This window comes from Acinetobacter sp. WCHAc060025, from assembly GCF_004209355.1.
In the GTDB taxonomy this organism is placed as follows: domain Bacteria; phylum Pseudomonadota; class Gammaproteobacteria; order Pseudomonadales; family Moraxellaceae; genus Acinetobacter; species Acinetobacter wuhouensis.
In genome coordinates this window covers 63,043-87,866 of record NZ_SGSX01000009.1, presented here as the reverse complement: position 1 = coordinate 87,866, position 24,824 = coordinate 63,043, and the positions used below count along the sequence as shown (strand labels likewise).

The following is a 24,824-nucleotide window of genomic DNA, read 5'->3' as shown; positions in this document are numbered from 1 at the left end:
GAAAATATGCCAGTTTAAGTGAATCATTATTTAGTTGGATTAAACCAAATTTTACCTGTTATCGGGTTTGTTAAACATTGATTGCAACACATGTTGAAAATTGTTAATTTTTAAACAGGAATAATAAAAAATGGAAGGTCGATCATGAAGATCATGGGTAAGAATAAATCTAATTATTTGAAAATAATGGGTACTTTGTTGGTGACCTTTAGTGCGACAAATGTCATTGCAAATAAATTGGATGATCAAAGTCTTGCAGAGCAATCTGTGGGGGTGATTAAGTTAGCACCCATTGTGATTCAGGCTGTGAAACAGGATGCACAACAATCAGTAGATGAACAGAATCAGTTACATGGAAAAGCTGCACAGCAGAGTGCTGATGAGGCAAAAAAAGATTTGGTGTATACAACAGTTTTAACGGACTTTGAATGGCAGAAAAAAGATCCTGATCCTAATAAGCCAGATGATAAATACTTACAGCCTATCCAAAAGTATAGATTGATCGACGTTCGCTATAATCCATATCAGCGTCATGATGTACGAATTACAACAGCCGACTCGGTGACCTTTTGGCCTGGTCACGAAGTCGATGGTGTTGGTTTTGTAAAATAAATTGTCGTCTATGGAAATTACACAGGGAAGTGCTTAATTTTCCATGCACGGTGAATTTTTTGATTGCGTTTAAAATCTAAACCAATGGTTTCATTGGTGATCTCTTGCACATCAAACATGGCTTCAATTTCTTCATCCATCTCAAATCCACGGTAGTTATTTGAGAAATACAAAGTTCCGTCTGTGGTTAAACGGTTCATGGCACGTTTTAATAACGAGATATGATCACGTTGTACATCAAATGTTCCGTAGAACTTTTTAGAGTTGGAGAATGTTGGTGGGTCAATAAAGATCATGTCATATTGTTCATGACCTTCTTTTAACCATTCAAAACAATCGCTTGAGAAGAATTGATGTTGTTCATCAGGGTGATCAACCGTCAAACCATTCAGCACAAAGTTTTCTTTGGACCAATTCAAATAGGTATTGGATAGGTCGACACTGGTGGTACTTGCTGCGCCACCTAGTGCTGCATGTAAACTTGCTGTAGACGTGTAGCTGTACAGGTTTAAGAAGTGTTTACCTTTTGCTTCAGCAGCAATACGCAGACGCATTTGACGATGATCCAGGAACAAACCTGTATCCAGATAATCGGTCAAATTGACCAAAATTTTTGCTTTGCCTTCCTGAACGATAAAACGCTTAGAAGCCGTGCTTTGTTTGGTATATTGTGTTTTACCTTCCTGGCGAGCACGGGTTTTGATAAAGATCGCATCACGACCTAAACCTGTTACTGCGCGAATCACAGCCAAAGCGAGATTGAAACGCTTTTTAGCTTTTTCAGGATCAATGGTTTTTGGTGGTGCATATTCTTGAACGTGTAAACGATCGCCATACAAATCAATAGCAACGTTAAAATCAGGCATGTCTGCATCATAAAGACGTAGACAATAAATATTTTCTTTCACTGCCCATTTCTTTAAAGTCTGCATATTTTTTTGCAAACGATTGGCAAAATCTTCAGCACCTTCAATTTTTTCAAATTGTTGTGGTTGCCATTCTGCCAAGAATGGGCGACTTACAGTTGCTGGTTTGATTGTACCGAAGCGAATATAAATCGGTAATTTACCATTCATCAAACGTAAAATTTGAGGATCGTTAAATGCAAGAACATCGGCTTGTTCAACTGCTGCTGCAATGACTGCGGCATATTGATTTGGGAAATTTTTCTGTAAGAGTGCAGAAAGACCTAAATACAATGCACGATTCGACGCTTTTTCACCCAGACGTTCACCATATGGAGGATTGGTCACCACAAATGAAGTTTTTCCTTCAGCCTGGAAGTCTGGCCAATCTGCCAAAGTACGTTCTTCAATTTGAATTTGATCGAGCAGTGATTCAAAACCAGCAGCAATAATATTTTGTTTAGTCGCTTTCACTGCTTCCCAATCTGCATCGTAGGCATAGAATTTTGGAAGAGGTTGTTCCAACGCTGCTTTATGACGATCAGCGGCTTCAGCTTTGATGGACATCCATAGATCATGGTCATGACCATTCCAGCCATTGAAGCCAAAACGACGTACTAAACCTGGTGCACGATCTGTGAGAATCATTAACGATTCAATAATAAATGTTCCCGAACCACACATTGGATCCAGAATAATGTCAGGATTGCGTTCTTTAAGTTTGGCTTTTTGTAAAATCGCAGCCGCCAAGTTCTCTTTGATTGGCGCATCGGTCATATAACGACGATAGCCACGTTTATGCAACGAATCGCCTGATAAATCTAGGCAATAGGTATGTTCTGTTTTTCCTGCAAGCGCGTAAATCGTGATTTCAGGTTGTTTAATATCAATACTTGGACGTTTACCAACGGCTTCCATAAATGAATCGACAATACCGTCTTTGACGCGAAGGGTCGCAAACTGTGAGTTCACTTTAATATCGCGTTCAATATGTAGACGTACAGCAAAAGTGCTTTGTGGAGCGAAGATCAGTGACCAATCAAAATTGATTGCGCCTTCATACAATTCTTCAGCAACATCACGTGCATCGTGGGTAAATTCAAGCTCATGGACATGAATTGGTGTTAATACACGAGAGGCAAGGCGTGACCACATACAAATGCGATAAGCATCTTCAAGTTTACCTTTGAAGATTAAACGACCTGGAAATTTTTCAATATTTTGAATCCCTAAACCTTGAATTTCTTCTTGTAATAAGGTTTCTAGTCCATCCGCACAGGTGACCCAATATGTAGAAAGACGTGGTTTCGAATTCATGAAAATTTCCAGAGACAATAAAGCAATCGCGTATTTTAGCGTATTTTGATGACGAAAACTTGTCGATTAAAGCTTAAAGCCCGATTTTTTCAAAAATGCTTAAAATAATTGCAGATAATTTAAGTTATTCAAAATTATTGCTTGAAATATATTCAATAAGTCTCAATCAAATCTTCATCAAAATACTTAGATTTTAAAAATAATGCTCAGTTTAATCCTTTCGATGTTTACATTTTCATTATCCATGTCGATTTCACCTGGCCCAGTGAATCTTGCAATTCTTAGTAGTAGCATGAATTATGGAGTTAAAAAGACGTTTGCATTTATCTCTGGTGCAACCATTGGTTTTACTCTGCTATTGATAGCTGTTTGTCTTGGGCTGTATCAGGTTTTGGTATTGTATCCAATTTTACTTGATGTAATTACAGTGTTAGGTACAGCTTTACTGATATGGATGGGATGGAATATTTTAAAGGCAAAGGGTGAATCGATTCAAATTCAAACCAATGATCTGGAAAAAATTCCCACATTTTTACAAGGCGCATTGATGCAATGGCTCAATCCTAAAGCATGGATTGCGGCAGTCGCAGGAACAGCATTATTTTCAGCGGCTAAATTTGACTATGCTTTGGCTTTGTTTGTATCGATTTACTTTGTCGTGTGCTATTTGTCCTTATGGATTTGGGGAATTGCTAGTGAGAAATTAGCGAATTTTCTGAATGTTGGAAATCGCGCGAGAATTTTTAATATTTTGATGGGATTGGCGCTGATTCTGATTTCGCTGGAAATGTGTTGGAAGCATTTTTCTCATTAATACGTTTAGATTGGAGATAGTCGAATAAATCTGAATAGAACAGACAAGCATTGATGGAAAAAATATGATAAATAGGAAGAAGGATGTTGTTAAAACAAATATTGAAGTTTTTAAAGTTCTAATCGAATGGTTCTCACCAGAAAATGGTGGACGACATCATATTCCTAAACAGGGTATATACTATTGCACAACGGAAATTGTCCGAAAACAAAAGAAATCTGTTTGGAGTATTGCACTTAAACTAAATGAAAAGTATTCCGATGAAGCTGATATGTGGTTTTTATTTAATGATAATGAATGCCGAGTTGAGCTGGGAGTGATATTAAACCTATTAGAAGGCTCTCGTTGTGTAGGTCAAATCATGATTCAAAGAAAAACTTGATGAATTGAATTTCAAATAGATTTTGCTAGATGATGTATATAAATTGGTACACAAATTGCTTAATCATTCACCATATTGGTCGTTATTTTGATTTAAAAATTAATTGAATATTAAATTGATGAGTGAGGGGAATGATGATGCAACAAGTAATGAACACCGGATTTACTGCACATGGGGATGCTTTTTCAATCGGGGCTTTGATCCTTACACGGTTAAGACGTGTGTCTGGGCGCGTGATTGATGTTATGTATATGGTTGAAAATAAAATGTATGCTCAGTATGTGATAGAGATGTCTTTGGCGACAAAAGATTCTGAACTCAATCGTTATGCATTGCGATTACAGTCCCTCATAGATCAAGAGCAACCTACACCAATTGTTGAAACTGTAGAATCATATCCAATTGAAAATGAAGAACTCATCCAATCTGGTGCAACGGAAGAAGAAATTTATAAAGCTCAAGTTTCACATCACTATATTGGTGCATTGAGATAAGATGATGCGGTTCTATTTAGTTTAGAACCGCAACCTTGATTAATATTTTTAGTTCGGCAATTTTTATATCTTAGAGCTCCATTGAAAGTTGAGTTAAATTAACTTATTGAAATACGGTTAAGAATTTTTATTTTAAAATTCAACAAATAATGAGTTTTTTATTTAAGTGCTGAAAACTTCATCTGCCTTGGAAAGATAAAATCTGTATAATGCGTTAACTTAACCTCTAAGGAATCTCTCATGCACTTGGCGGCATTGCATACACCGAGCCAGATTCAACTCAATAAAGATGGAAATCTCAAACATTTCATCACGATCGAAGGGCTTTCTAAACAAACCCTCACCAAAATTCTCGATACAGCCCATTCTTTTATCAATGATCAAAATCAACTTGTAACGAATAACCTCCTAGAAGGTCGTACAGTGATGAATTTGTTTTTTGAAAACTCAACGCGTACACGTACTACTTTTGAAGCAGCTGCAAAACGTTTATCCGCAAATGTTTTGAATATTGACATTGCTCGTTCAAGTACATCTAAAGGCGAGACGCTAAGAGATACGCTTTGGAATCTTGAAGCAATGGCAGCGGATATTTTCGTCGTACGTCATTCATCTTCAGGTGCAGCACATTTTATCGCTGAAACTGTATGTCCGCATGTTGCGATTATCAATGCAGGTGATGGTCGTCATGCGCATCCAACGCAAGCGATGTTGGATATGTTGACCATTCGCCGTGAAACCAAGAAAAAATTTGAAGACATCAGCTTGGCAATCATTGGTGATATTAAACATTCACGTGTTGCTCGTTCTGATATTGCTGCTTTACAAACTTTAGGTTGTAAAGATATTCGTGTGATTGCACCAAATACTTTATTGCCACACGGTTTTGATGAATATGGCGAAGGAGTTCGTTTGTTCAATAAAATGGACGAAGGCATCAAAGACTGTGATGTGATCATTACCTTACGTATTCAAAATGAACGTATTGATTCGCCTGCATTATCATCACAAGCTGAATTCTACAAAATGTACGGTTTAAATAAAGAGCGTTTGGCTTTGGCAAAACCAGATTGCATCGTGATGCATCCTGGTCCAATGAACCGTGGTGTTGAAATTGATTCAAGTATTGCAGATGGTGAGCAATCGGTGATATTGCATCAAGTGACCAATGGTATTGCAGTACGTATGGCGGTTTTAGCATTGTCAATGCAAGGTCAGTTGCAAGAAAAAGGTTTGTTAGAAGCGATTGCGGTTTAAGGTTGAGGACAAAGTCATGAGTATTGTAAAAATTGAAAATGTCCGTGTCTTAGACCCAATCAATAAAACGGACAGTGTTCAAACGGTTTATCTTGAAGATGGTAAATTGCTTGTTTCACAACCTGATCAAAGTCAAATCACTGAAAATATTGATGGTCAAGGCAAATGGTTGATGCCAACGATGGTTGATTTGTGTGCACGTTTACGTGAGCCAGGTCAGCAACAGCATGGAACATTAAAATCGGAAGGTAAAGCTGCACGTGAAAATGGTATTTTGCACGTGTTTACACCACCAGACTCGCAACCAATTGTCCAAGATAATGGCGCGCTCATTCATGGATTGGTTGAAAAAGCAAAATTGGATGGTGGTATCCACCTCCAAGTGATCGGTGCACAAACACAAGGTCTAAATGGTAAACAACCAGCAAATATGGCAGGTTTGAAAAAGGGCGGTTGTACATCGGTTTCAAATGCCTATGCCACATTTGAAGATGATGATGTCGTGTTACGCACATTAGAATATGCTGCTGGTTTAGACATGACTGTGGTGTTTTATCCTGAAGAGCATCAAATTGCCAAAGATGGTTGCGTGCATGAGGGATTCATTGCTTCTCGTCAAGGTTTACCGATGATTCCTGCATTGGCTGAAACCATTGCGATTGCCAAATACTTGTTGATGATTGAAGTCACAGGTGTACGTGCTCACTTTGGCTTATTGTCATGTGGTGCATCGGTTGAATTGATTGAAAATGCCAAAGCCAAAGGTTTGCCTGTAACTGCTGATGTGGCGATGCATCAATTGCATTTAACAGAGCAATTGATTGATGGTTTTAATTCTCTAGCTCATGTTCGTCCTCCTTTACGTGCTGAACAAGACAAAGAATTGTTACGTCAAGGTGTGAAAGATGGCGTGATTGATGCGATCTGTACCCATCATGAGCCACTCAGCGGTTCGGCTAAACTTGCGCCTTTTGCTGAAACTTTACCAGGGATTACAGCATTCGATACTTATGTATCTTTTGGGGTGCAATTGGTTAAAGAAGGTTTATTTGAACCTTTAGAATGGGTTGAGAAAGTCACGCTTGCACCTGCACGTGTTGCCAATATGACACAACGATGGGAAAAAGAGTTTGGTTGGGTATTGGTTGATCCAGATTTGGAATGGACTGTAAGTAAAGACAGTATCATTTCTCAAGGTAAAAATACGCCGTTAATTAATCATACAATGACGGGTAAAGTGATCCATACTTTTGCTGCTTAAACCCTTAAAAATTGAGTAAGAAAGTCAGCTTCGGCTGGCTTTTTTTGTTTTATGATTATGTAGAAATTCTAGATTTATGATTAATTCATATTGAAATGAAAAGTTCAGCTACAAAAAACTATTATAAAAATCAAAAATTAATAATAGAATGAAAAGTGATCAATAACTGATTCTAATGTGACTCATACAACAACGAAATAGGAGTGTCCAGAATTATGAATATTATTGAGCTTTTAAAACAACAAGTAACAGCTAAAGTTCTACAAAGTGGTGATCAATTTCAAAATGAAAAAATTGGCGCACTGAGTGCTTTCTATCCAATTTTACTGACGGTATTAAAATCAAAGCCTGAATTGATTACGACACTACAGCAAAATTTAAATCCACGTCTAGGTGATATATTTAGTCATAACCCTGAAACAGTGAATCATTTTCTTGGGCTTGTGGGTGGTGATGCACCTGCACAAGAAATTGAAACAACTTTGAACCATTCTATTGCACCAACATTATCCTTGCTCGCAGATCAAGCAGGTACAGATGATAAACAAGGTATATTTGATCTCATCAAAGCGCAATGGGACAATATTCAAGGATCTTTACCTGCTTGGGCTACGGGTTTATTTACAACTTTAGGTCTAAGTGTTGCTGGTCTAGGTTTAGGTGGAACACTTGGAAATGTTGGAGGTGCACTAGGTGGGGCTCTAGGCGGTGTTGGTGATAAATTAGGAAATGTAGGTGAGTCGCTTGGAAATGTTGGTGCATCAGTAAAAGAAACTGTCACTGAAACAGCTTCAAAAATTCACGATGCAGGCGAAAACATAATAAACAAGTCATCAGAAAGCATTTCTTCAGCTGCATCGACTGTGCAAAATAAAGCACATGAAGTGGTGAATGAGGCTGAAAAGAAATCGAATTGGCTTCTTCCGATTATTGCATTACTGGTACTTGCTGCAATTGCTGCATTGTTGTTTAAACAATGTAGTTCTAAACCACCAGTAGCAGGTGGTGCTGTTGCTGAGGGGGCTTCACAAGCTGTCGCGGACTTACAGGCAGCGGAACTTAATCTTACAACTGATGCGCAAGGTAATTTAGCAACGGTAACAGCATCTTCAAGTAGCCAAAGCTTACTTGATAAATTGAAAGCATCTATTGGAACAGTTTTTGGCAATGCTGATGCTTTACAAGCGACAGCAAACCCTGCGTATGCGGCAGATTTACCTGATCAAAATGCGATCGATCAAGTTTTAGCAAAAATCAAAGGTCTACCAAATGTCTCATTGGCGTGGATTGGAAATCAATTGACCATCCAATCTCCAGATCTTGCACAAGCGCAGAAACTCGCGGATGAACTTAAAGGTTTAGTGCCTAATTTACAAGTTTCAGCAAGTCAGTCAACGGATGCTGGCACTGCAAATACTGGTGATGCAACGACAAATGTCGATGCGAGTAACTCTCAAGCTGACGCCGCACTTTCAAGCATTCAAGCAGATAAAGCCAATGTAAATGATATTGCATCAGCGTTGAATTTACAGGTGATTAACTTTGCTACAGGTTCTGCAGGTATTCCTGATGCCAATAAAGCAATTTTAGATAAAGCTGCTGGACTGTTAAAACAACTGCCAGATGCAAAACTGGTGGTGAAAGGATTTACGGATAATGTGGGTAATCCTGATTCGAACAAAGCACTTTCTGAGAAGCGTGCAAAATCAGTTGTGGCATATTTAGTTGAGAAAGGTGCTAGTGCAGGTCAATTAACTGCTGAAGGGCATGGTCAGGACAATCCAATTGCGGATAACTCAACCAAAGAAGGTCAATTTAAAAACCGTCGTATTGAGTTTGAAGTAGCTGGTGCAACTACGCCGTAATTGAGCCTATTAATTTAATTTAACCATACTGATAAAAGCTTCTTCTGAGAAGCTTTTATTTTTTGCTCGAAAATAAAACTAAAATTTGCTTAAATAGCAGGCATAAAAATACGATTGGATAAACAATGAAAAAATTATTAACCCCATTATTCATTATTACAGCTGTTTCAAGTACGCTGATGTTGAGTGGATGTGATTATTTTAAAAATAAAAAAGAAGCAAGCAATGCAAGTCTTTCTGAGCGGAGTTGTACCAATCCAGAAAATCTAAAACAGATACAAGATTATTTAAAAAATGAGTATTTAAATGAAGTCTCAAATCGCTTAAATGATTCACATTATGAAGCAGACCAAGCTCTCTTACAGAAAATTAATAATGGTCTTAAATTTGAAATTAAGTCTGTGCGTACTGTTACTGCCGACCCTAATAAAACCAACCAATTAGAATGTGAGAGTCAGTTGGTGGTGCAATTTCCGAAAGGTTTACAACAACGTGCTGAAAATGCTTATCAAGAATATAAGCAACAGTGTGAAGAATGTGAAGAAGGCTATGGCAGTTTACGTGAGTTGATTGAGTCAGGTGAATCAAAGCTGATATTAAACAATGATCAGTTAAAAGGTAAGTTTAACTATAATGTGGTTAAAACAGATCAAGATGGTTTATCATTGGATGTGTTAAACCAAGATGCGGTTATTGAAGGAGTGACGACTGTAACAGTCAAAGCTGTCCAATATGCTGCTTATATGGAACAAAATAAAAAAATGAATGAACAGGCGGAAGTGAGTGCTACAGAAAATGCAGCACAAACTCAACTTGCAAAAAAAGCAATGGATATTCGTAAAAAAGAATTGGATGAGGAAAATGCGAAACAAGTCGAGCGTTTAAATCAAACTTGGGATCGTTTGAGTGAAGAACAAAGAGTTCAGCAAAAACAAGATCAAGCGGATTGGTTTGAAAAGCGTGATGTCGATTGTAAGGTGATTTCACAAAAGTCAGTAGGTGATATTGCTGAAAGTGAGCGTGAAACCTATCAACGGCAGTATGCTTATTGGGATGATGCAATGCAACAACAGAATCAAGACATGCAATATACCAAGTGTTTTAATCAGCGTACGGCTGAACGAATTATTTATTTAAACAATTCGATCAATTGAGGTCATTCATTGATTTATGACCATCTGAAAGATTATGTATTCAGTTGATGTTCTAAATGAATGTAGATTTGGAAAGGGATGAATTGATTCATCCCTTTTTTCTTGGCATGCTGTGGTTCTATTGAAGAGATCAGATTTTATATGCGTATCAGTTTTATTGGTTCAGGTCGTGTGGCGACACATTTGGCGAAAGTATTATCTAAACAGCATCAAATTGTCCAGATATTCAGCCGAAATATTGCGCATGCTGAAAAACTTGCGCAGTTGGTAAATGCGGAAGCAATTGTAAACGATCAAAAATTAGTAGCTGATATTGATCTGTTGATCATCGCAGTGAGTGATCAAGCTATTTCGCAAGTCATTCAAGCTGTAGGTCGTTATTTGGAAAAAGTACTGATCGTACATACTTCTGGCAGTACCCGCTTGGATGTGTTGACTCAATATCATGCAAAGTCAGGTGTGTTTTATCCTTTGCAGACGTTCAGTGTGGAACGTGAAATTGCTTGGGGAAATACACCATTATTTGTCGAAGCTGCATTTACAGATGATCAAGATATTTTAACTCAATTGGCAAATAGCCTAAGTAAACGTGTATATCAATATTCATCTGAACAGCGTTTAAGTTTACATTTGGCAGCAGTTTTTGCCTGTAATTTTAGTAATTATTGTTATGACATGGCAAAGCAGGTGGTCGATTCGAAACAAGTTGATTTTAGTTTGCTCTATCCTTTGATCTTGGAAACTGCCAACAAGGCAACACAGAATGACCCGCGAGCTATGCAAACAGGACCTGCGATACGTGGTGATTTGAATATTTTAAATATGCATGAAAAAATGCTTGAAGCTGATGAGCGAGAGGATTTGAAAAAAATCTATCACATGCTGAGTCAGGGGATTCAAACAGGACAGCATTGATTTGTAATGTAGTTTTATGTAGCAGTAAAATCTATTTTAAATCGTCAGTATTTGGTTGTTTTTTAAATTTTAAGATACAAGATGTTTAAATGGCTTGTATCTTGTTTTAGATGTTTATATATTGATCTAAATCAAAAAATAATTATAGTACAAATGAATATTCAACAACGATTATTAAAAGAAGTCGCTTGGAAAGATTTAGTTCAATTGGATAAAAAAGCAATTTATTCTGAATTGCTGATTTCTTTACCTTGGCTCGTCGCATCATTTTATTTTGCTTATTCAGCATGGTATATTCCTGCATTATTTTGTTCATTTATGTTCTTTTTGACAGGTCTAAGACAAGTTCATAATGCATTTCATTTTGCACTAGGGATTAGTAAACAAAGCACACATTGGGCAATGTTTATTCTCAGTATACTTATGCTCGGTTCAATGCATGCAGTACAAATTAACCATTTACGCCACCATCAGCACTGTATGCAAGATGAAGATGTAGAAGCCAAAAGTGCCCGAATGAAGTGGTGGCAAGCTTTGCTCTTTGGTCCTTTTTTTCCAATTTTATTACATCGAAAAGCATTTCAAGTCGGTACAAATACGCAAAAAAAGTGGATGATTGCTGAGTTATTTGCCAATTTTTTGGTATTGATCACGATCTTTGTCGTTTTAGACATTACATTGCTTAAATATCACGTAATAGCCATGTTGATTGGGCAATGTATGACCGCTTTTTTTGCAGTTTGGACGGTTCATCATGATACTGAAGATCATATTTATATGGCGAGAACGGTTCGCCATGAGCTTAAGCGCGTTGTAACTTATAATATGTTTTATCATGTTGAACATCACTTATTTCCTGCTGTTCCTACACGACATCTGCATATTTTGGCAAAGCGCTTAGATCAATATGATCCTAGTGTTGAAATTCGTGAAGTATTTTGATTTACGAATTTAAAAAGAATCTAAACCTGAAGTTTGGGAGAGAATCAGGTCTAGATTTAAATGAAATTTCAATGACTTAATTAAGTGCAGCGTGATCCCAACCAATGGTCACGATCACACCAATACAGAACAAGGCACAATAAATAAAAAACCAGAGAATCATGCGCTTAAAGGCTTTATCTGAAATAGAGCTGTCTGCATATTGTGGCTTTTTAGGGCGTTGATCATCATTCATCGCAAAATCTCTTTCTGCTTAATATGAATCGATTATCTAGTGAGATGATGTAAGGCAGTAGATACAAAAAAATTAAAAAAAACTATAACAGATGGGGCATATATTGAGACATCTGTTATAGCATTGAATATTATCCATTCATTTGATTTTGTATAATTTCTACCAATAAATTCAAGGCATTTTGAATACGCTCATTAATTTCAAATGAGCAATTAATACGGATGAAATGATGATTTTGATCAGTAATATTAAATAGATGGCTTGGTGTAATACTTACGCCATGTTCAAGCATGGTGTGGTAAATGACATTACTATTCACCTGTTCAGGTAATTCAATCCATAGAAAATATCCAGAGGGATAATAATGAATTTGACATGAGTCTGGTAAGTGATTTTTGAGATAATTAAAATATTGTTTTTTAAATCGTTGTAAGGTTGAACGAAGTGTTTTTAAGTGCTTTTCATAATGTCGATGTGAGAGATATTCAACCAAAGCATTTTGAATAAAAGAATTGACTGACAAGGTACTCATGAGTTGACTATGTTGAATATGCTCCGAAAATTTTCCTGCATAAACCCAGCCAATTCGAAAACCAGCACCTAAAGTTTTTGAAAATGATGAGCAATGTAGTACCCAATTCTGTTGATCAAAATATTTCATCGACAAAGGTTTTTTCTGATCATAATGTAATTCTTCATAAACATCATCTTCAATGAGATAAATCTGGTGTTTATTCAATAGCTTGGCAAGTTCTAGTTTAACTTCATCGGATACCGTAAACCCAATCGGATTTTGACTATTCAGCATCAACATGCAAACTTTGATGGGATATTTTAGAATGGCTTGTTCAAAAGCATCGAGGTCTATTCCATGCACAGGATGCTCAGGAATCGTAATTACTTTTAAGCTTAAGCGCTCGGCTGCCTGCCATGCGCCGTAAAAAATAGTCTGCTGTAGTAAAATATAATCGCCAGCATGGGTCAGTGCTTGTAGCGATAGATTTAGGGCATCTAAACCGCCCGAAGTGATCACAATATCGGAAGGATCTGTCGGAATTCCTTGCATGGCATATTTTTGAGCGATGATTTTTCTTAATTCATAATTCCCAGGTGGAAGACTTGGTGTCTGCTCATAGCTGCGTCTTTGTCGTGCCAACTGCCCAAGGGTTTGAATCAGTTTTGCGGAGTAGAGCAGTTGACTGTTGGGAAAAGCAGAACCTAAAGGAATAATATGTTCAGATTGGATAGATTTTAAATATTTAAAAACAATCGAGTTAATTTCAATTTTTTCATTGATGGCATGTACAGTTTCTTTTGCTTGTTGTGCTGCAACAAAATAACCTGATTTTTCTTTTGAATAAATCAAGCCCTGTGCTTCCAGTTCCTGATAGGCATTCATCACAGTGATTAAGCTTAAACCTGATTGTTCAACCTGCTGACGTAAGGATGGGAGCTTTTGATTGGCTTTCCATGTTCCATTTTCAATCAAGAGTTTTAAGCTATGTGCTAACTGTTCAGATTTATACATAAATACTTCAAAAGGATGATCTGTATCGAAATGACTATAACAGATTGCTAGATTTTGAAGAAATCTGTTATATATTTTTTCCAAAATTTTGTGGCTATTATTTTATGCTATTTATTTAGAGAATAGGTGAAACTTGACCTGTAGAATGAGGCTAGACAATGTTTGTCACAATGCAACTTGATGTATTGACAACAATTTTGACTGATCATGGATGTGTAAAATCGGTTTTAGAGAATTTAAATCGAAAATTTGTAAATATTGAAGCCACTTTACTCAGAGCCAAAGTTTTACGTGAGTTTTCTAAACAGAAGCATACCGCGATTATTCAATCTGCCATTACGAACCATGATGGGCAAGATGATCACACCAAACTGGCATATTTGTTTGCGCCATTTATTCTGTCAAATTTAAATCAAACTGTAATTTATTCAACGCCTTTGACTGAGCCTGTACTCAATAATTTAAAACGGTATTATCAAGTTGAAAAAACTTTAAATCTCAAAAAAATAGATGACAATGTTTTAGAGAGTTTAAATCTATTTTTAGATTTTCATGATTCAAATGGGTCTGATGCTGAATTTGTATTGATGCAATTAATCAATGCGTTAACCCAAGCTGATGTATCGACGATTTTTTTAATTTCTGACTGTCTCATCAGTAGTGAAGCATTATTTGAAATAGAGAAGTTTTTTCATGTCAGAATTTTGCAGATTCAGCCTACGCAGCAAGCGCTTTTGTTGAATTATTCATTTGATGCATCACAAGCTCCGTTGGAAATGCAAAAACTGCTTTTTAAGCGTAAAGATGATTTTCATATTGACCTATGTCGTAGATATGCTGAGTTAAATGCACAAATTTTATATTTATCAGGTTTATATGATTTTGAGCGTGCCAAGAATTTGGTGGATGATATGTTTTATTCTGAGCATATTTATGAAAAATTATCCGTCTATGCAGAATATATGCAGACTCAGTTGCAGAATAAAGTCTTTGATCGGCATGCACAGCAACTTTTTGCATGATCAAATGGTTTAAAAATGATTTAGCGTGTAAATTTACTGGGCTAGAGCCTGTGCTATTTAAGTTATTCATACTTTTAGAAAGCTTAAATCTCTAGATCTAAAAAAACAAAGCCATAAAAAATTACGGCTTTGTCATCTACGATATTCGCAATATTCGCAATAAAAATCTTGTTGAATTAACTAATTTTCTTAAAAATAAAATCGTTAATTTTGTGACCTGATTCGATCCCACGACGTTCAAACTTGGTCTGTGGACGCCATTCAGGACGTGGATAACTGTTGCCTTTGCCTGCAAGGTTTTCCAAACGTGGACGATTGTCTAATACATCCAGCATCCATTCCGCATACGGTTCCCAATCCGTTGCTGAATGGAATGTACCACCGATTTCTAACTTTTCCTCAACCAAAGGCATACGGTCATGTGATACAAAACGACGTTTAAAATGACGTTTCTTCTGCCAAGGGTCAGGAAAGTAAAGTTGTATCGTATTGATACTATTATCAGGCATTTCACGGAGCACTTGAATCGCATCCGCATCCAAAACACGTAAGTTCTTAACTTCAGCAACACTTGCTTCATAAACACATTGCGCAATACCCGGAATATGTACTTCGATACCGACAAAGTTACGTTCAGGATTGGCTTTTGCCATCAGTACCAAAGAACGTCCCATACCAAAACCGATTTCAACAGTGAGCGGACGTTCAGGATGTTCAAAATGCTGACGTAAATCACCAACAGGATATTCCAAAATCATTTCACGATGTTGTTCAAGCGCAGTCGTTTGTGAAGTATTCAGCGGTGATGATCTACGCATGAAAGTCACAATTTCACGGTGTTCTTGCAAATTATCCAAGTCTACAACTTGCGCTTCAATTTGATCGTTTGACATGATTCGACAATATTAAAAATCTAAAAGGCGTATTGTAAGACCTGAGTTCGTCAAGTCAAATTTTTTGATAGAATCCAAGTGAATTAAATCAGAATAAAATGTCATAAAATATTCATAGCCCTGTCATTTATAAAAATTACCCTAATTCGAATTTCAACAAACGATAAAAATCATGAAAATACTCAAACCTCATACACTATGTTTAAGCTTAACGCTCTTGGGGTGTTCATTTCCAAGCTATGCACAATTGATGTTTAGCCAATATATTGATGGTACTGCCAATCGTAAAGGTCTGGAAATTTATAATCCTGATGGTGCAACAGTCAATCTTGCAGATTATCAAATTCAACAGCAGAGCAACGGCACAACAGATAAGCCTGTGACCTTTAATTTACAAGGCACTATTGCGAGCAAAGCTAAATTTTTAGTTGGTCGTTCTGAGCTTCAAGCTGAACTTGGAAATAAAGTTAATCAAGTGGCTGGTTTAGCTTTTAATGGTGATGATGCCTTGGTGCTTTTATATAAAGGTGTAGCAGTTGATCGTTTTGGTAAAGTGGGTGAGAAGCCTGCCAATAATGGTTGGGGTACAACGATTTCAAGCTATCAAAACAGTTTAAGTCGTATCAAAACCAGTAATAATGTGACTTCAGTCGATCCGACTGCAAACTTTGATTTGGACAGTGAATGGACAAAATGGTCAGATCGTAATGCATTTAGCACATATTTAGGGGCTACAACCACGACACCGCCTGTAAGTTCAGTCAGTTGTAGTACAGCAGATACACTAATTGCAGATTTACAATCAGCAACCCAAAATCAGCAATATGTGGTTCGTGGCGTCATTACAGCGGATTACCGTTATGACAATGGTTTTTCAGGTTTTTATATTCAAACCCAAGACAGTAAAGCGAAGCCAAATTTAACCAATGCGATCTTCGTTTATCTTCCCGCAGGAAGTACCATCACAGGTGGTAAAGTCGGTGAAGAGGTAATTTTTAAAGGGCGTTTAACCTCTTATCAAAATCAATTACAACTCGATCAACTCAGTAGCAATATCGAAACGTGTAATAATCAAGCTTCAAATCTTGTGAGTGCAACGCCATTACAATTACCATTTACAAGTTTAACTGATGCCAATGGTAATGTGCCAAAACGCTACCAAGGCATGTTGGTTAAAATTCCTCAGACTTTAACTGTGAGTGAAAACTATAATTATGGTCGCTATGGTGAACTTTCATTGAGTTTGGGGCGTTTATATATTCCAACCAATTTATATCCTGCAAAATCTACAGAAGCGGTAAATCTTGCAAAACAGAATTTATTATCTAAAATTATCCTTGATGATGGCTATAACAATCAAAACAGAACACCGTGGTTGCCACAAAACTTTAATGCGCTAAATACTTTACGCGCAGGATACCAAGTTAAAAATGTTGAAGGGATTTTAGAGTATCGCTTCAATGCATGGCGTATTCAACCGATTCAAAACAAAGCATTACCTGAGATTGTGAAAGATTCAAATCCTCGAACAGCGACGATCCTTGCAAAAGAGAGCAAGCAAATCCGTGTTGCCGCATTTAATGTTCTGAACTATGACAATGGTTTGGAAAAAGGTTTTCCTTCTGAACGTGGTGCATCGTCTAAAGCAGAGTTTGACAAACAACATGCCAAGATTGTTAGTGCAATGAAAACCATAGATGCAGATGTTTATGGTTTGATGGAAATTGCAAATAATGGCTATGGTGAAAATAGTGCGGTAGCTTACTTAACGAAAGCTTTGGGTGCGGATTGGAAATATGTGATTCCACCAAACAGAGCGAAATTAGGTACAGATGCGATTGCAGTTGCAATTATTTATAACAGTAAGCGAGTAAAACCAGTGGGTGTACCCGTCATTTATGATGATTTAACACAGAAGAATCGTGTCACGATGGCACAGTCTTTCCAAGGTGTGAATGGTGGGAAATTATTTACCGTTGTCCCAAATCATTTAAAGTCTAAAGGAAGTTGTCCTGAAGACACTAAATCTGTCGATGCCAATCAAGGTGATGGGCAAGGCTGTTGGAATGCAACACGTTTAACTGCGGTGCAAAAACTGATGCAATGGATAGCGACTAATCCAACCAAAGCGGACAAGCCAAACTATTTATTGGTTGGCGATATGAATAGTTATGCCAAAGAAGATCCAATTTTGGCATTGGAGAAAGCCAACTATAAAGTGCTTTTAAATGATGAGAAAATTGGGCAGGGTAAGTCTGCATATAGTTATGTATTTGGTGTAGCAAGTGATGCGGATGGTTATGGTGGAGCAGGTAATTTAGATCATGCTATTGCCGATGCAAGTTTATATCCAATGGTGAAACGTGCGTTTGCATGGCATATCAACGCCGATGAACCTACAGCACTAGATTATAATGAAGAATATAAAACGCCTGAACAAATCACAGCCTTCTATAATGCTGATGCTTTCCGTTCTTCGGATCACGATCCAGTGATTGTGGATTTAGATTTAAATAATGAAACTACTTCAACGAGTAAAAGTAGTGGTGGTAGTACAGGATTGTGGTCATTACTGGGTTTAATGATGTTAACTGCAAGTTCTGTTGTGATGCGTTCAAGAAAGAAATAATGTGAATTAAATTTATAATTTACAGAAAGAAAAAGAGCAACTCGAAGATATTCGATTGCTCTTTTTTTATTTAGATTAACTGACCTTTGTGTTATGCGGTAAAAGGCAAACTAACTTTTAAAATGGTTTGACCAGATTTTGAGTTGATTTCAAACTGCCCATTTAAGCGGCTTACACGTTGTTGCATACTATGCAAACCGACATGTAGTCCAGCTTCAACTTCATGAGGAATAAAGCCAATACCGTTATCTTCAATCACTAAAATCAGATTTTGTTGCGCTTCATAAAGTGAAACTTTAACTTCAGTCGCTTGACTATGTTTGACAATATTATTCAGCGCTTCTTCCGCAACACGTGCCAAAGTCAAACATTGTAAAGTTGAAGGTGTGCTTTGCCATTGAGGTATGATGTCCCATTTTGAACTGATTTCCATTTCTTCAAAAATCATCACAAAACGGTGCCGTATATGCGCTGCCCAAAGGATCGGTGTCGCTGGTATTTGAGATTCTTGGCTTGAACCAAAATCAATGGTCTGACGCAGATCATTACGTAATAACTTTAGAATGGATACCATCTGATCTTTTTCAATATGATCATACTTTTCAAGCAAGATGAGCGAGCGAGAAATAGAACCTCCTAGTCCATCATGCAAATCATGTGAAAAATGAATGCGTTCTTGTAATTTTACGTTTTCTAATGCCAATTGATGTTGATTATTTAACGATACAGACAGTTCATCTTTCGCTTGAATAACACTTTGCTCCAAGGTTTTATTAAACTGTGCAATACTTTTTGCATTATTCGACAGACGATACGCAAGGACTAAGCCTACAGTAATGGTACTGATCGGTGCTGTATAGGGAGAAAGAATTTGCCCTTTCAGGGTCAGCATATAGATTGCATCATTGATCGCAATGGGGAAGAAGAATAAATATTGCAAGGAGAGGAAATAAGCCTCTTTTAATTTTGATTTATAAGCAATATAAGGATAGGTTAAACATTTTAGAATAAAGATGATTACCCCAATAAGAAATACAAGGTTCAGTGTTGTTGGGAGATACTGAATTGGGACGAAAAGAATAATAATGGTTGAAAATATACAAAAAAACAAAAGCATTTTTTCTGCTTTTGGAAATGTACTTTTTGCAAAACGCCATGCTGCAATACAACCGACAGAGGCATAAATAGAAAAAGTAATGACACTGAAACGATCAATAGTTGTACTTGTAAATGAAAGAAGTGGATCAGATCGCAACACTAGATAACTATAGATTAACCATAGAATAGTCACGAAACCAAACCATTTAAAAGCATATTCGCTACGGATAAATAACCATACGATTAAACAAAACAAACCTACAATTAAATTTACAAATAAATTAAGAGAAGGGAGGCTACGCTTTTCTAATACAGCCTGTTTGTAAATATCCATTATTTGGGTATGTTCACCCAGATGAACTGGCCCCAACCCTGATTTTTGAGTTGGCGTACCAACAACACGAATCCATAAGGTATTTTGACCTTGTTTTAAGCTTGAACTCGGTAGAATCCAATAACGTGGATTATGCCAACTGCGAGAAAGTGGTTCGACTAAGGACTGATCTTTCCAGAGAAACTCATCATTGAGATAAATTTCACCTGCCATATTGATGTGATTAATGGTCAATGTCACAGGTTCTTGTATATTGGAAGGGCACTTATGAGTCCACAATACTTTATACCAAGCACTACTGTGATAGCCTTTCCAACGCTTATCCCAATAATCAGGTAATCTATCTACATTTTCCCATGTTTGAGCTTTGATTTGACTCGGGTTATTAGCATCTGATTGAACAATTTGGACGGAATGAATATTTGTTTGGCAGTTTTGTGTCGTTGTAGGCACAGTTGCTTTACTGAGTTGCGGATTTAGTAAAAACAATAGAAATAAAAAAAACGAGAAAGCATAATAAAATGTATTCAAGTTAATACTTTTCTTACGTTCTAGCATTCCTAAAGCCCTAGCCAATGAATAACACAATTCTAGGTTGAATGTGTTAAATTTTAATTCGTATCATATCTGATTAAATGAAATTAAATAGAGACACATTTATTGGAATCTAAATAAAATGTATCGTAGTAAATATTAATTTCTAAGTTTTTAATCACCTTAAAATACATTATTCTTTCATCGGTAAAATAGCGCGAATCACAGTTAAACCAGATTGTGAAATAATTTCTAACTCTCCACCCAGACGTTTAATTCTGACTTGCATACTCTGTAGTCCTACATGTAGTCCTTTCTCAACAGCATTCACTTCAAAGCCATGACCATTGTCTTTAATTTCTAAGATCAGTTCATTTTGATCATTTTCAAACAATGAGACTTCGACATCTGTGGCATCGCTATGTTTGACAATGTTGGTTAAAGCCTCTTCTGTCACACGAGATAATGTTAAGCAATATAATGGTGGTGGCTTAATATTCCAATGATTAGAAAAAATCCATGTGGATTCGATTTCCATTTCTTCAAAAATTTGTACAAATCGATGTCGAAGAGGTGCAACCCACATTACAGGGCTTTCAGGAGTTTTTGCGCCAATACTTGATCCAGAATCAATCACTTGTCTGAGGTCACTTCGAAGTAACTTAAACATGGACATGACTTGATTTTTTTCAACATTTTCAGCGTGATCAAGCAAAATCATTGAGCGCACAATCGAGCCACCTAAGCCATCATGTAACTCATGTGAAAGGTTTAGGCGTTCTTGTAAACGCATATTTTCGAGTTGTAAATGATGCTTTTTAGCTAAAGATTGCTCAAGATCAAATGTTACGGTTTCGACTGTTTCCTCAAGTGTTTGATTGAATTTCTCGATATGGCGCATATTACGTGCAATACGCCATGCAAGAATAAATGAAATAGTCAGACTCGTAATAGGCGCACCAAATGGAGTCCATAATAGTAACTGTGTACCTTTTACGATAAATAAGTCATGACAAATAATAATAATAAATGAGAAAATAACGATCGCGAGTAAATAAATATCCTTTTTACGCTTTTTAAATGCGATCCATTGCATAAAAATACAGTTTAATAAGAAAACGACTACACAATAGATAAATACTAGGTTAAGAATAGGTTTTAAATTATTGTCGGGAATAAAAAGTAAAAAAAGACCTAAGCAAATTGCAATGGTTTTTAGCATTCTTTCTAAAAAATTAAAACTGGAATTGCTAAAGCGCCATAAAAATAAACAAAATGTATAAGTATAACCCAGTAAAAATAATAGATTAACACGGGCATGCATTAAGCTATCCATAAATGGGAATGGTGCGGTAATCAACATATTGCAAATGAATAAAGTCCAACATAGACAATTTAATGCAAACCAGCCGTAAGCGACCTCTTTTCGTCTAAAAAACCAAATTAAAAATGCAGTACATCCGAGCACAGCAGTGATAATACAGTTGATAAAAAATAAAGTACGACGTTCAAAAATCAATTTTTTATGTGCCACACCGATTTGTTCTACGTCTGCAATCTGGATTGTACCTAGACCAGAGTTTTGGGAGTGTAAGCCCACCACACGAATTAAAATTTCATTTGGGCCTGGTTTAATTGTTGAGGAGGAGATAATCCAATAACGAGGCATGTTCCAGCTACGAGAAAGTGGTTCGACTAATGACTTATCACGCCAAATTAATTCATTGTTGAAATAAACGATCCCAGCTAAGTTAATACGATCAACCAAAACGGCAAAGGGGTGGTTTTTGATATTTTCTGGACAATTTGTTTGCCAAATAATTTTATACCAAGCTGAACCAGAATATTGATCCCACCGTTGTTCCCAGTTATCTGGAAGTTTGACATCAACCCAACCTGTTTTAGGAACAATAGCTAAATCATCACCTGCTTTTGCCACTTGTGTACTTAGAATTTGGGCAATACAGTTGTTATTTCCATTTTTTGGATCAATTTCAAGACGAGTTTCAGCAAAAGTCGTTTGCATTAACCCAAATAAAATATAGAAAAAAACAATACAGTGAAATCTTAGTCGAGTAATCCAAGTTGACGTGCTGTATCGATTGCTTTGGCTCTGTTGCATACCGCAAGTTTCCGATAAATATGTTTAATATGAGATTCAACGGTATAGCGTGATAAGCTCAGTTGATCTGCGATCTCTTTATTACTCAGCCCTTGCGAGACGAGTTCTAAAATCCCCATTTCTCGTTTTGAAAGTACCGTTTCACTATCATTTGTTTTTTGTTCATTGCTTGGTTTATTTGTCGTAAATTTTTCATTGAGCTGTAATTGTTTTAGGATTTTTTGGGCAATAAAAGGATCTATAGGCGCTCCACCACGGAGTACGCTTTTTATAGATAATGAGACTTCTAAATCATCTCTTTCTTTCAGTACATAACCTGTTGCACCTGCACTGAGTGCATTTAAGATAGCATCTTCTGTACTCCATGCCGAAATCACTAATATTGTGATTGTTGGGTCATAATTTTTCAAAATTTCAATAAATTCGATGCCATTTCCATCAGGTAGTCCTAAGTCTACTAGGGCAAATGAAGCTGAATGTAACAGCAATTGTTCTTTTGCTTGAGCTAAATTTTGGGCAAAACGTAAATTAGATATTGAATATCCAATATTGATCAATATATCCGTTAATCTTTTTTGTATAAGTGGTTCATCTTCTACAATAATAACGGGAACAGGTAAACTTAACTCATTGTTCATGATGTAAAAAACTCTTACATTTTGGTTTTTTTTAGTTTTTCATTAATTTTAACGTTTAGCTATACCTGATTTTAGGTATTTTAAAAATATTTATTAGACATAAGTTTGATGATCAAAGTTTTATACGATGAGATAAAACTCTACGGATTCACGTACGAATGAATACTGAAAGCTGATTCTGTTCAATGTAAATAAATTTTCAAAATTTTAGTAAGTGCTATAAAAGCATTGAGCAATGTTTCACTAGTCAATGATCTAATAGCGCTTCATTCTGTTTATATCAAACTAGAATATGTAAATTCATGTTTTTCAGACATCATGCATTTATGAGTTTAATCACAGCTTAGCTTTTATAACATTAATGTTGGGTTATTTAACTCATTCGATCAACAAGTGTAGTACTTGCTTCATTCATCCCTATGACTTCAACTTTTACTCCACGATTTGAGAATTTTGCTTGAATATTATTCAGCATAGTGACAGAGGTCATATCCCAAATATGAGAATGCGTCAGATCAATGATGACATTTTCAATCGACTCGTTAAAATCAAAAAACTGATAAAACTTGGATGAGCTGCTGAAGAAAATTTGCCCATGTATTGTGTATTTTCGTGTGTTATTGTTGAACAATTCTGATTGTACTTTGACTTCATTTTCCAATTTATTAACTAAAAACAAAGCTGAAAGTAGTACACCAGTAATGACACCTAAAGCTAAATTATGTGTTGCTAAAACAATAACTACGACTGTCAGCATCACAATATTGCTCTGTTTCGGATGTTTGGAAAAATTTTTTACAGAATCCCAATTAAATGTCGTAAATGCGACCATAATCATGATCGAAACTAGAGCAGCCATTGGAATATAAGTCAAACCATCTTTAAAAAAGACTACTAAACACAGTAAAAAGACACCTGCAACCAATGTAGATAAACGGGTACGTGCACCAGACGAAACATTGATAATGGATTGCCCAATCATGGCACAACCCGCCATGCCACCCATAAAACCACTCACCATATTGGCTATACCTTGCCCACGACATTCCTTATGACGATCAGCTTCAGTTTGTGTCACTTCATTTACAATCGTTGTCGTCATCATAGTTTCGAGTAAACCAACGGTTGCAAGTGTAATTGCATAAGGAAAGATAATTTTGAGTGTTTCAAAATTGAGAGGAATATCAGGAATCAGAAAAATGGGTAATGTATCAGGAAATTTGCCTAAATCACTTACGGTACGCATTTCAGCACCACTTAGTAGCGCAAATAAGCTTAATAAAATAATGCAAATCAAAGGAGAAGGAATGATTTTGCCAAATTTAGGAATTTGTGGAAACAAATAGACAATGAGTAAACCAAGTCCAACGAAGAAATAACCTGTGAGATTCATACGGGCTAATTCAGGAATTTGAGCGACAAAGATAAGAATCGCAAGCGCATTCACAAAACCATAGACCACAGATTGTGAAACAAAGCGCATGAGTTTGGCGACTTTAAAATAGCCTGCAACAATTTGAATGATGCCCGTCAAAATTGTGGTCGCAAATAAATACTGTAAACCATGATCTTTGACTAATGTCACCATTAGTAAAGCCATTGCACCAGTCGCTGCAGAGATCATCGCGGTACGCCCACCAAAAAAAGCAATCGTGACAGCAATACAAAATGATGCATATAAACCAACTTGGGGGTCTACACCAGCAATGGCTGAAAATGCAATAGATTCGGGAATTAGGGCTAAACCAACCACCAACCCAGCCAATACATCTGTGCGAATATTGGAAAACCATTCGTGCTTTTGCAAACTAATCACGATAAACCTTTCATCATTCTTTAAAGATGCGTATGTTAAAACATCTTTTAATTAAAA

The 24,824-nt window shown here is 36.5% G+C and carries 20 protein-coding genes; 12 read left to right on the top strand and 8 right to left on the bottom strand.

The features are described from left to right. Positions 1-144: 144 nt before the first annotated feature. Complete coding sequence (locus EXE09_RS09305) at positions 145-612, top strand: hypothetical protein (protein WP_068974218.1); 468 nt, start codon at positions 145-147, stop codon at positions 610-612. A 17-nt stretch (positions 613-629) separates the two neighbouring features. On the opposite strand, the gene rlmKL is transcribed toward EXE09_RS09305, so the two are convergent. After that, positions 630-2,834: a bifunctional 23S rRNA (guanine(2069)-N(7))-methyltransferase RlmK/23S rRNA (guanine(2445)-N(2))-methyltransferase RlmL gene (gene rlmKL, locus EXE09_RS09300; RefSeq protein WP_068974217.1), complete on the bottom strand. Its 2,205-nt coding sequence runs from the start codon at positions 2,832-2,834 to the stop codon at positions 630-632. A gap of 202 nt (positions 2,835-3,036) precedes the next feature. Here rlmKL and EXE09_RS09295 point away from each other — a divergent pair, with 202 nt between their 5' ends. The 9 genes from EXE09_RS09295 (at position 3,037) to EXE09_RS09255 (ending at position 11,918) form a co-directional block, all read left to right on the top strand. After that, positions 3,037-3,648, top strand: a complete 612-nt coding sequence (locus EXE09_RS09295) for a LysE family translocator (RefSeq protein ID WP_130117081.1) — start codon at positions 3,037-3,039, stop codon at positions 3,646-3,648. A gap of 64 nt (positions 3,649-3,712) precedes the next feature. Further along, positions 3,713-4,030: a hypothetical protein gene (locus EXE09_RS09290; RefSeq protein WP_130117080.1), complete on the top strand. Its 318-nt coding sequence runs from the start codon at positions 3,713-3,715 to the stop codon at positions 4,028-4,030. Between the two features lie 137 nt (positions 4,031-4,167). After that, positions 4,168-4,524, top strand: a complete 357-nt coding sequence (locus tag EXE09_RS09285; RefSeq protein WP_130117123.1) for a hypothetical protein — start codon at positions 4,168-4,170, stop codon at positions 4,522-4,524. 240 nt (positions 4,525-4,764) lie between these two features. After that, complete coding sequence (locus tag EXE09_RS09280) at positions 4,765-5,781, top strand: aspartate carbamoyltransferase catalytic subunit (RefSeq protein ID WP_130117079.1); 1,017 nt, start codon at positions 4,765-4,767, stop codon at positions 5,779-5,781. A 16-nt stretch (positions 5,782-5,797) separates the two neighbouring features. Beyond that, positions 5,798-7,042, top strand: a complete 1,245-nt coding sequence (locus EXE09_RS09275; protein WP_130117078.1) for a dihydroorotase — start codon at positions 5,798-5,800, stop codon at positions 7,040-7,042. 215 nt (positions 7,043-7,257) lie between these two features. After that, on the top strand, positions 7,258-8,907 hold the full coding sequence (locus EXE09_RS09270) for an OmpA family protein (RefSeq protein WP_130117077.1): 1,650 nt from the start codon (positions 7,258-7,260) through the stop codon (positions 8,905-8,907). A gap of 125 nt (positions 8,908-9,032) precedes the next feature. After that, positions 9,033-10,061 (top strand): DUF1311 domain-containing protein, encoded by a 1,029-nt coding sequence (locus EXE09_RS09265; protein ID WP_130117076.1) that lies wholly within the window; start codon positions 9,033-9,035, stop codon positions 10,059-10,061. A gap of 141 nt (positions 10,062-10,202) precedes the next feature. Beyond that, positions 10,203-10,976 (top strand): Rossmann-like and DUF2520 domain-containing protein, encoded by a 774-nt coding sequence (locus EXE09_RS09260; protein ID WP_130117075.1) that lies wholly within the window; start codon positions 10,203-10,205, stop codon positions 10,974-10,976. Between the two features lie 153 nt (positions 10,977-11,129). After that, positions 11,130-11,918 carry a fatty acid desaturase family protein gene (locus tag EXE09_RS09255; RefSeq protein ID WP_087552048.1) on the top strand — a complete coding sequence of 263 codons (789 nt, stop codon included), beginning with the start codon at positions 11,130-11,132 and terminating at the stop codon, positions 11,916-11,918. Between the two features lie 76 nt (positions 11,919-11,994). Here the strand turns inward: EXE09_RS09255 and EXE09_RS18795 are convergent, their stop codons facing one another. Continuing rightward, positions 11,995-12,153, bottom strand: a complete 159-nt coding sequence (locus EXE09_RS18795) for a hypothetical protein (RefSeq protein WP_165382049.1) — start codon at positions 12,151-12,153, stop codon at positions 11,995-11,997. 130 nt (positions 12,154-12,283) lie between these two features. Then, positions 12,284-13,681, bottom strand: coding sequence for a PLP-dependent aminotransferase family protein (locus EXE09_RS09250; RefSeq protein WP_130117074.1), 1,398 nt, complete (start codon positions 13,679-13,681; stop codon positions 12,284-12,286). 158 nt (positions 13,682-13,839) lie between these two features. Between EXE09_RS09250 and EXE09_RS09245 the strand changes: the two genes are divergently transcribed. After that, a complete protein-coding gene (locus EXE09_RS09245; protein ID WP_130117073.1) occupies positions 13,840-14,703 on the top strand; it encodes a hypothetical protein in 864 nt (287 codons plus the stop codon). 176 nt (positions 14,704-14,879) lie between these two features. Here EXE09_RS09245 and trmB read toward each other — a convergent pair whose 3' ends face one another. Further along, positions 14,880-15,596 (bottom strand): tRNA (guanosine(46)-N7)-methyltransferase TrmB, encoded by a 717-nt coding sequence (trmB, locus tag EXE09_RS09240; protein ID WP_130117072.1) that lies wholly within the window; start codon positions 15,594-15,596, stop codon positions 14,880-14,882. Positions 15,597-15,768: 172 nt separating this feature from the next. Between trmB and EXE09_RS09235 the strand changes: the two genes are divergently transcribed. Next, complete coding sequence (locus EXE09_RS09235) at positions 15,769-18,225, top strand: ExeM/NucH family extracellular endonuclease (protein ID WP_130117071.1); 2,457 nt, start codon at positions 15,769-15,771, stop codon at positions 18,223-18,225. A gap of 91 nt (positions 18,226-18,316) precedes the next feature. On the opposite strand, the gene EXE09_RS09230 is transcribed toward EXE09_RS09235, so the two are convergent. The 4 genes from EXE09_RS09230 to EXE09_RS09215 all read right to left on the bottom strand — a co-directional run bounded on the left by EXE09_RS09230 (position 18,317) and on the right by EXE09_RS09215 (position 24,767). Further along, positions 18,317-20,215, bottom strand: a complete 1,899-nt coding sequence (locus EXE09_RS09230; protein ID WP_130117070.1) for an ATP-binding protein — start codon at positions 20,213-20,215, stop codon at positions 18,317-18,319. A gap of 169 nt (positions 20,216-20,384) precedes the next feature. After that, a complete protein-coding gene (locus tag EXE09_RS09225; protein ID WP_130117069.1) occupies positions 20,385-22,313 on the bottom strand; it encodes an ATP-binding protein in 1,929 nt (642 codons plus the stop codon). Then, entirely contained in the window at positions 22,259-22,951 is a 693-nt protein-coding gene (locus EXE09_RS09220) for a LuxR C-terminal-related transcriptional regulator (protein ID WP_130117068.1), read from the bottom strand. Before EXE09_RS09220 ends, EXE09_RS09225 begins: the two co-directional genes overlap by 55 nt. Before the next feature lie 373 nt (positions 22,952-23,324). After that, a complete protein-coding gene (locus tag EXE09_RS09215; RefSeq protein ID WP_130117067.1) occupies positions 23,325-24,767 on the bottom strand; it encodes a SulP family inorganic anion transporter in 1,443 nt (480 codons plus the stop codon). Between the last annotated feature and the right edge of the window lie 57 nt (positions 24,768-24,824).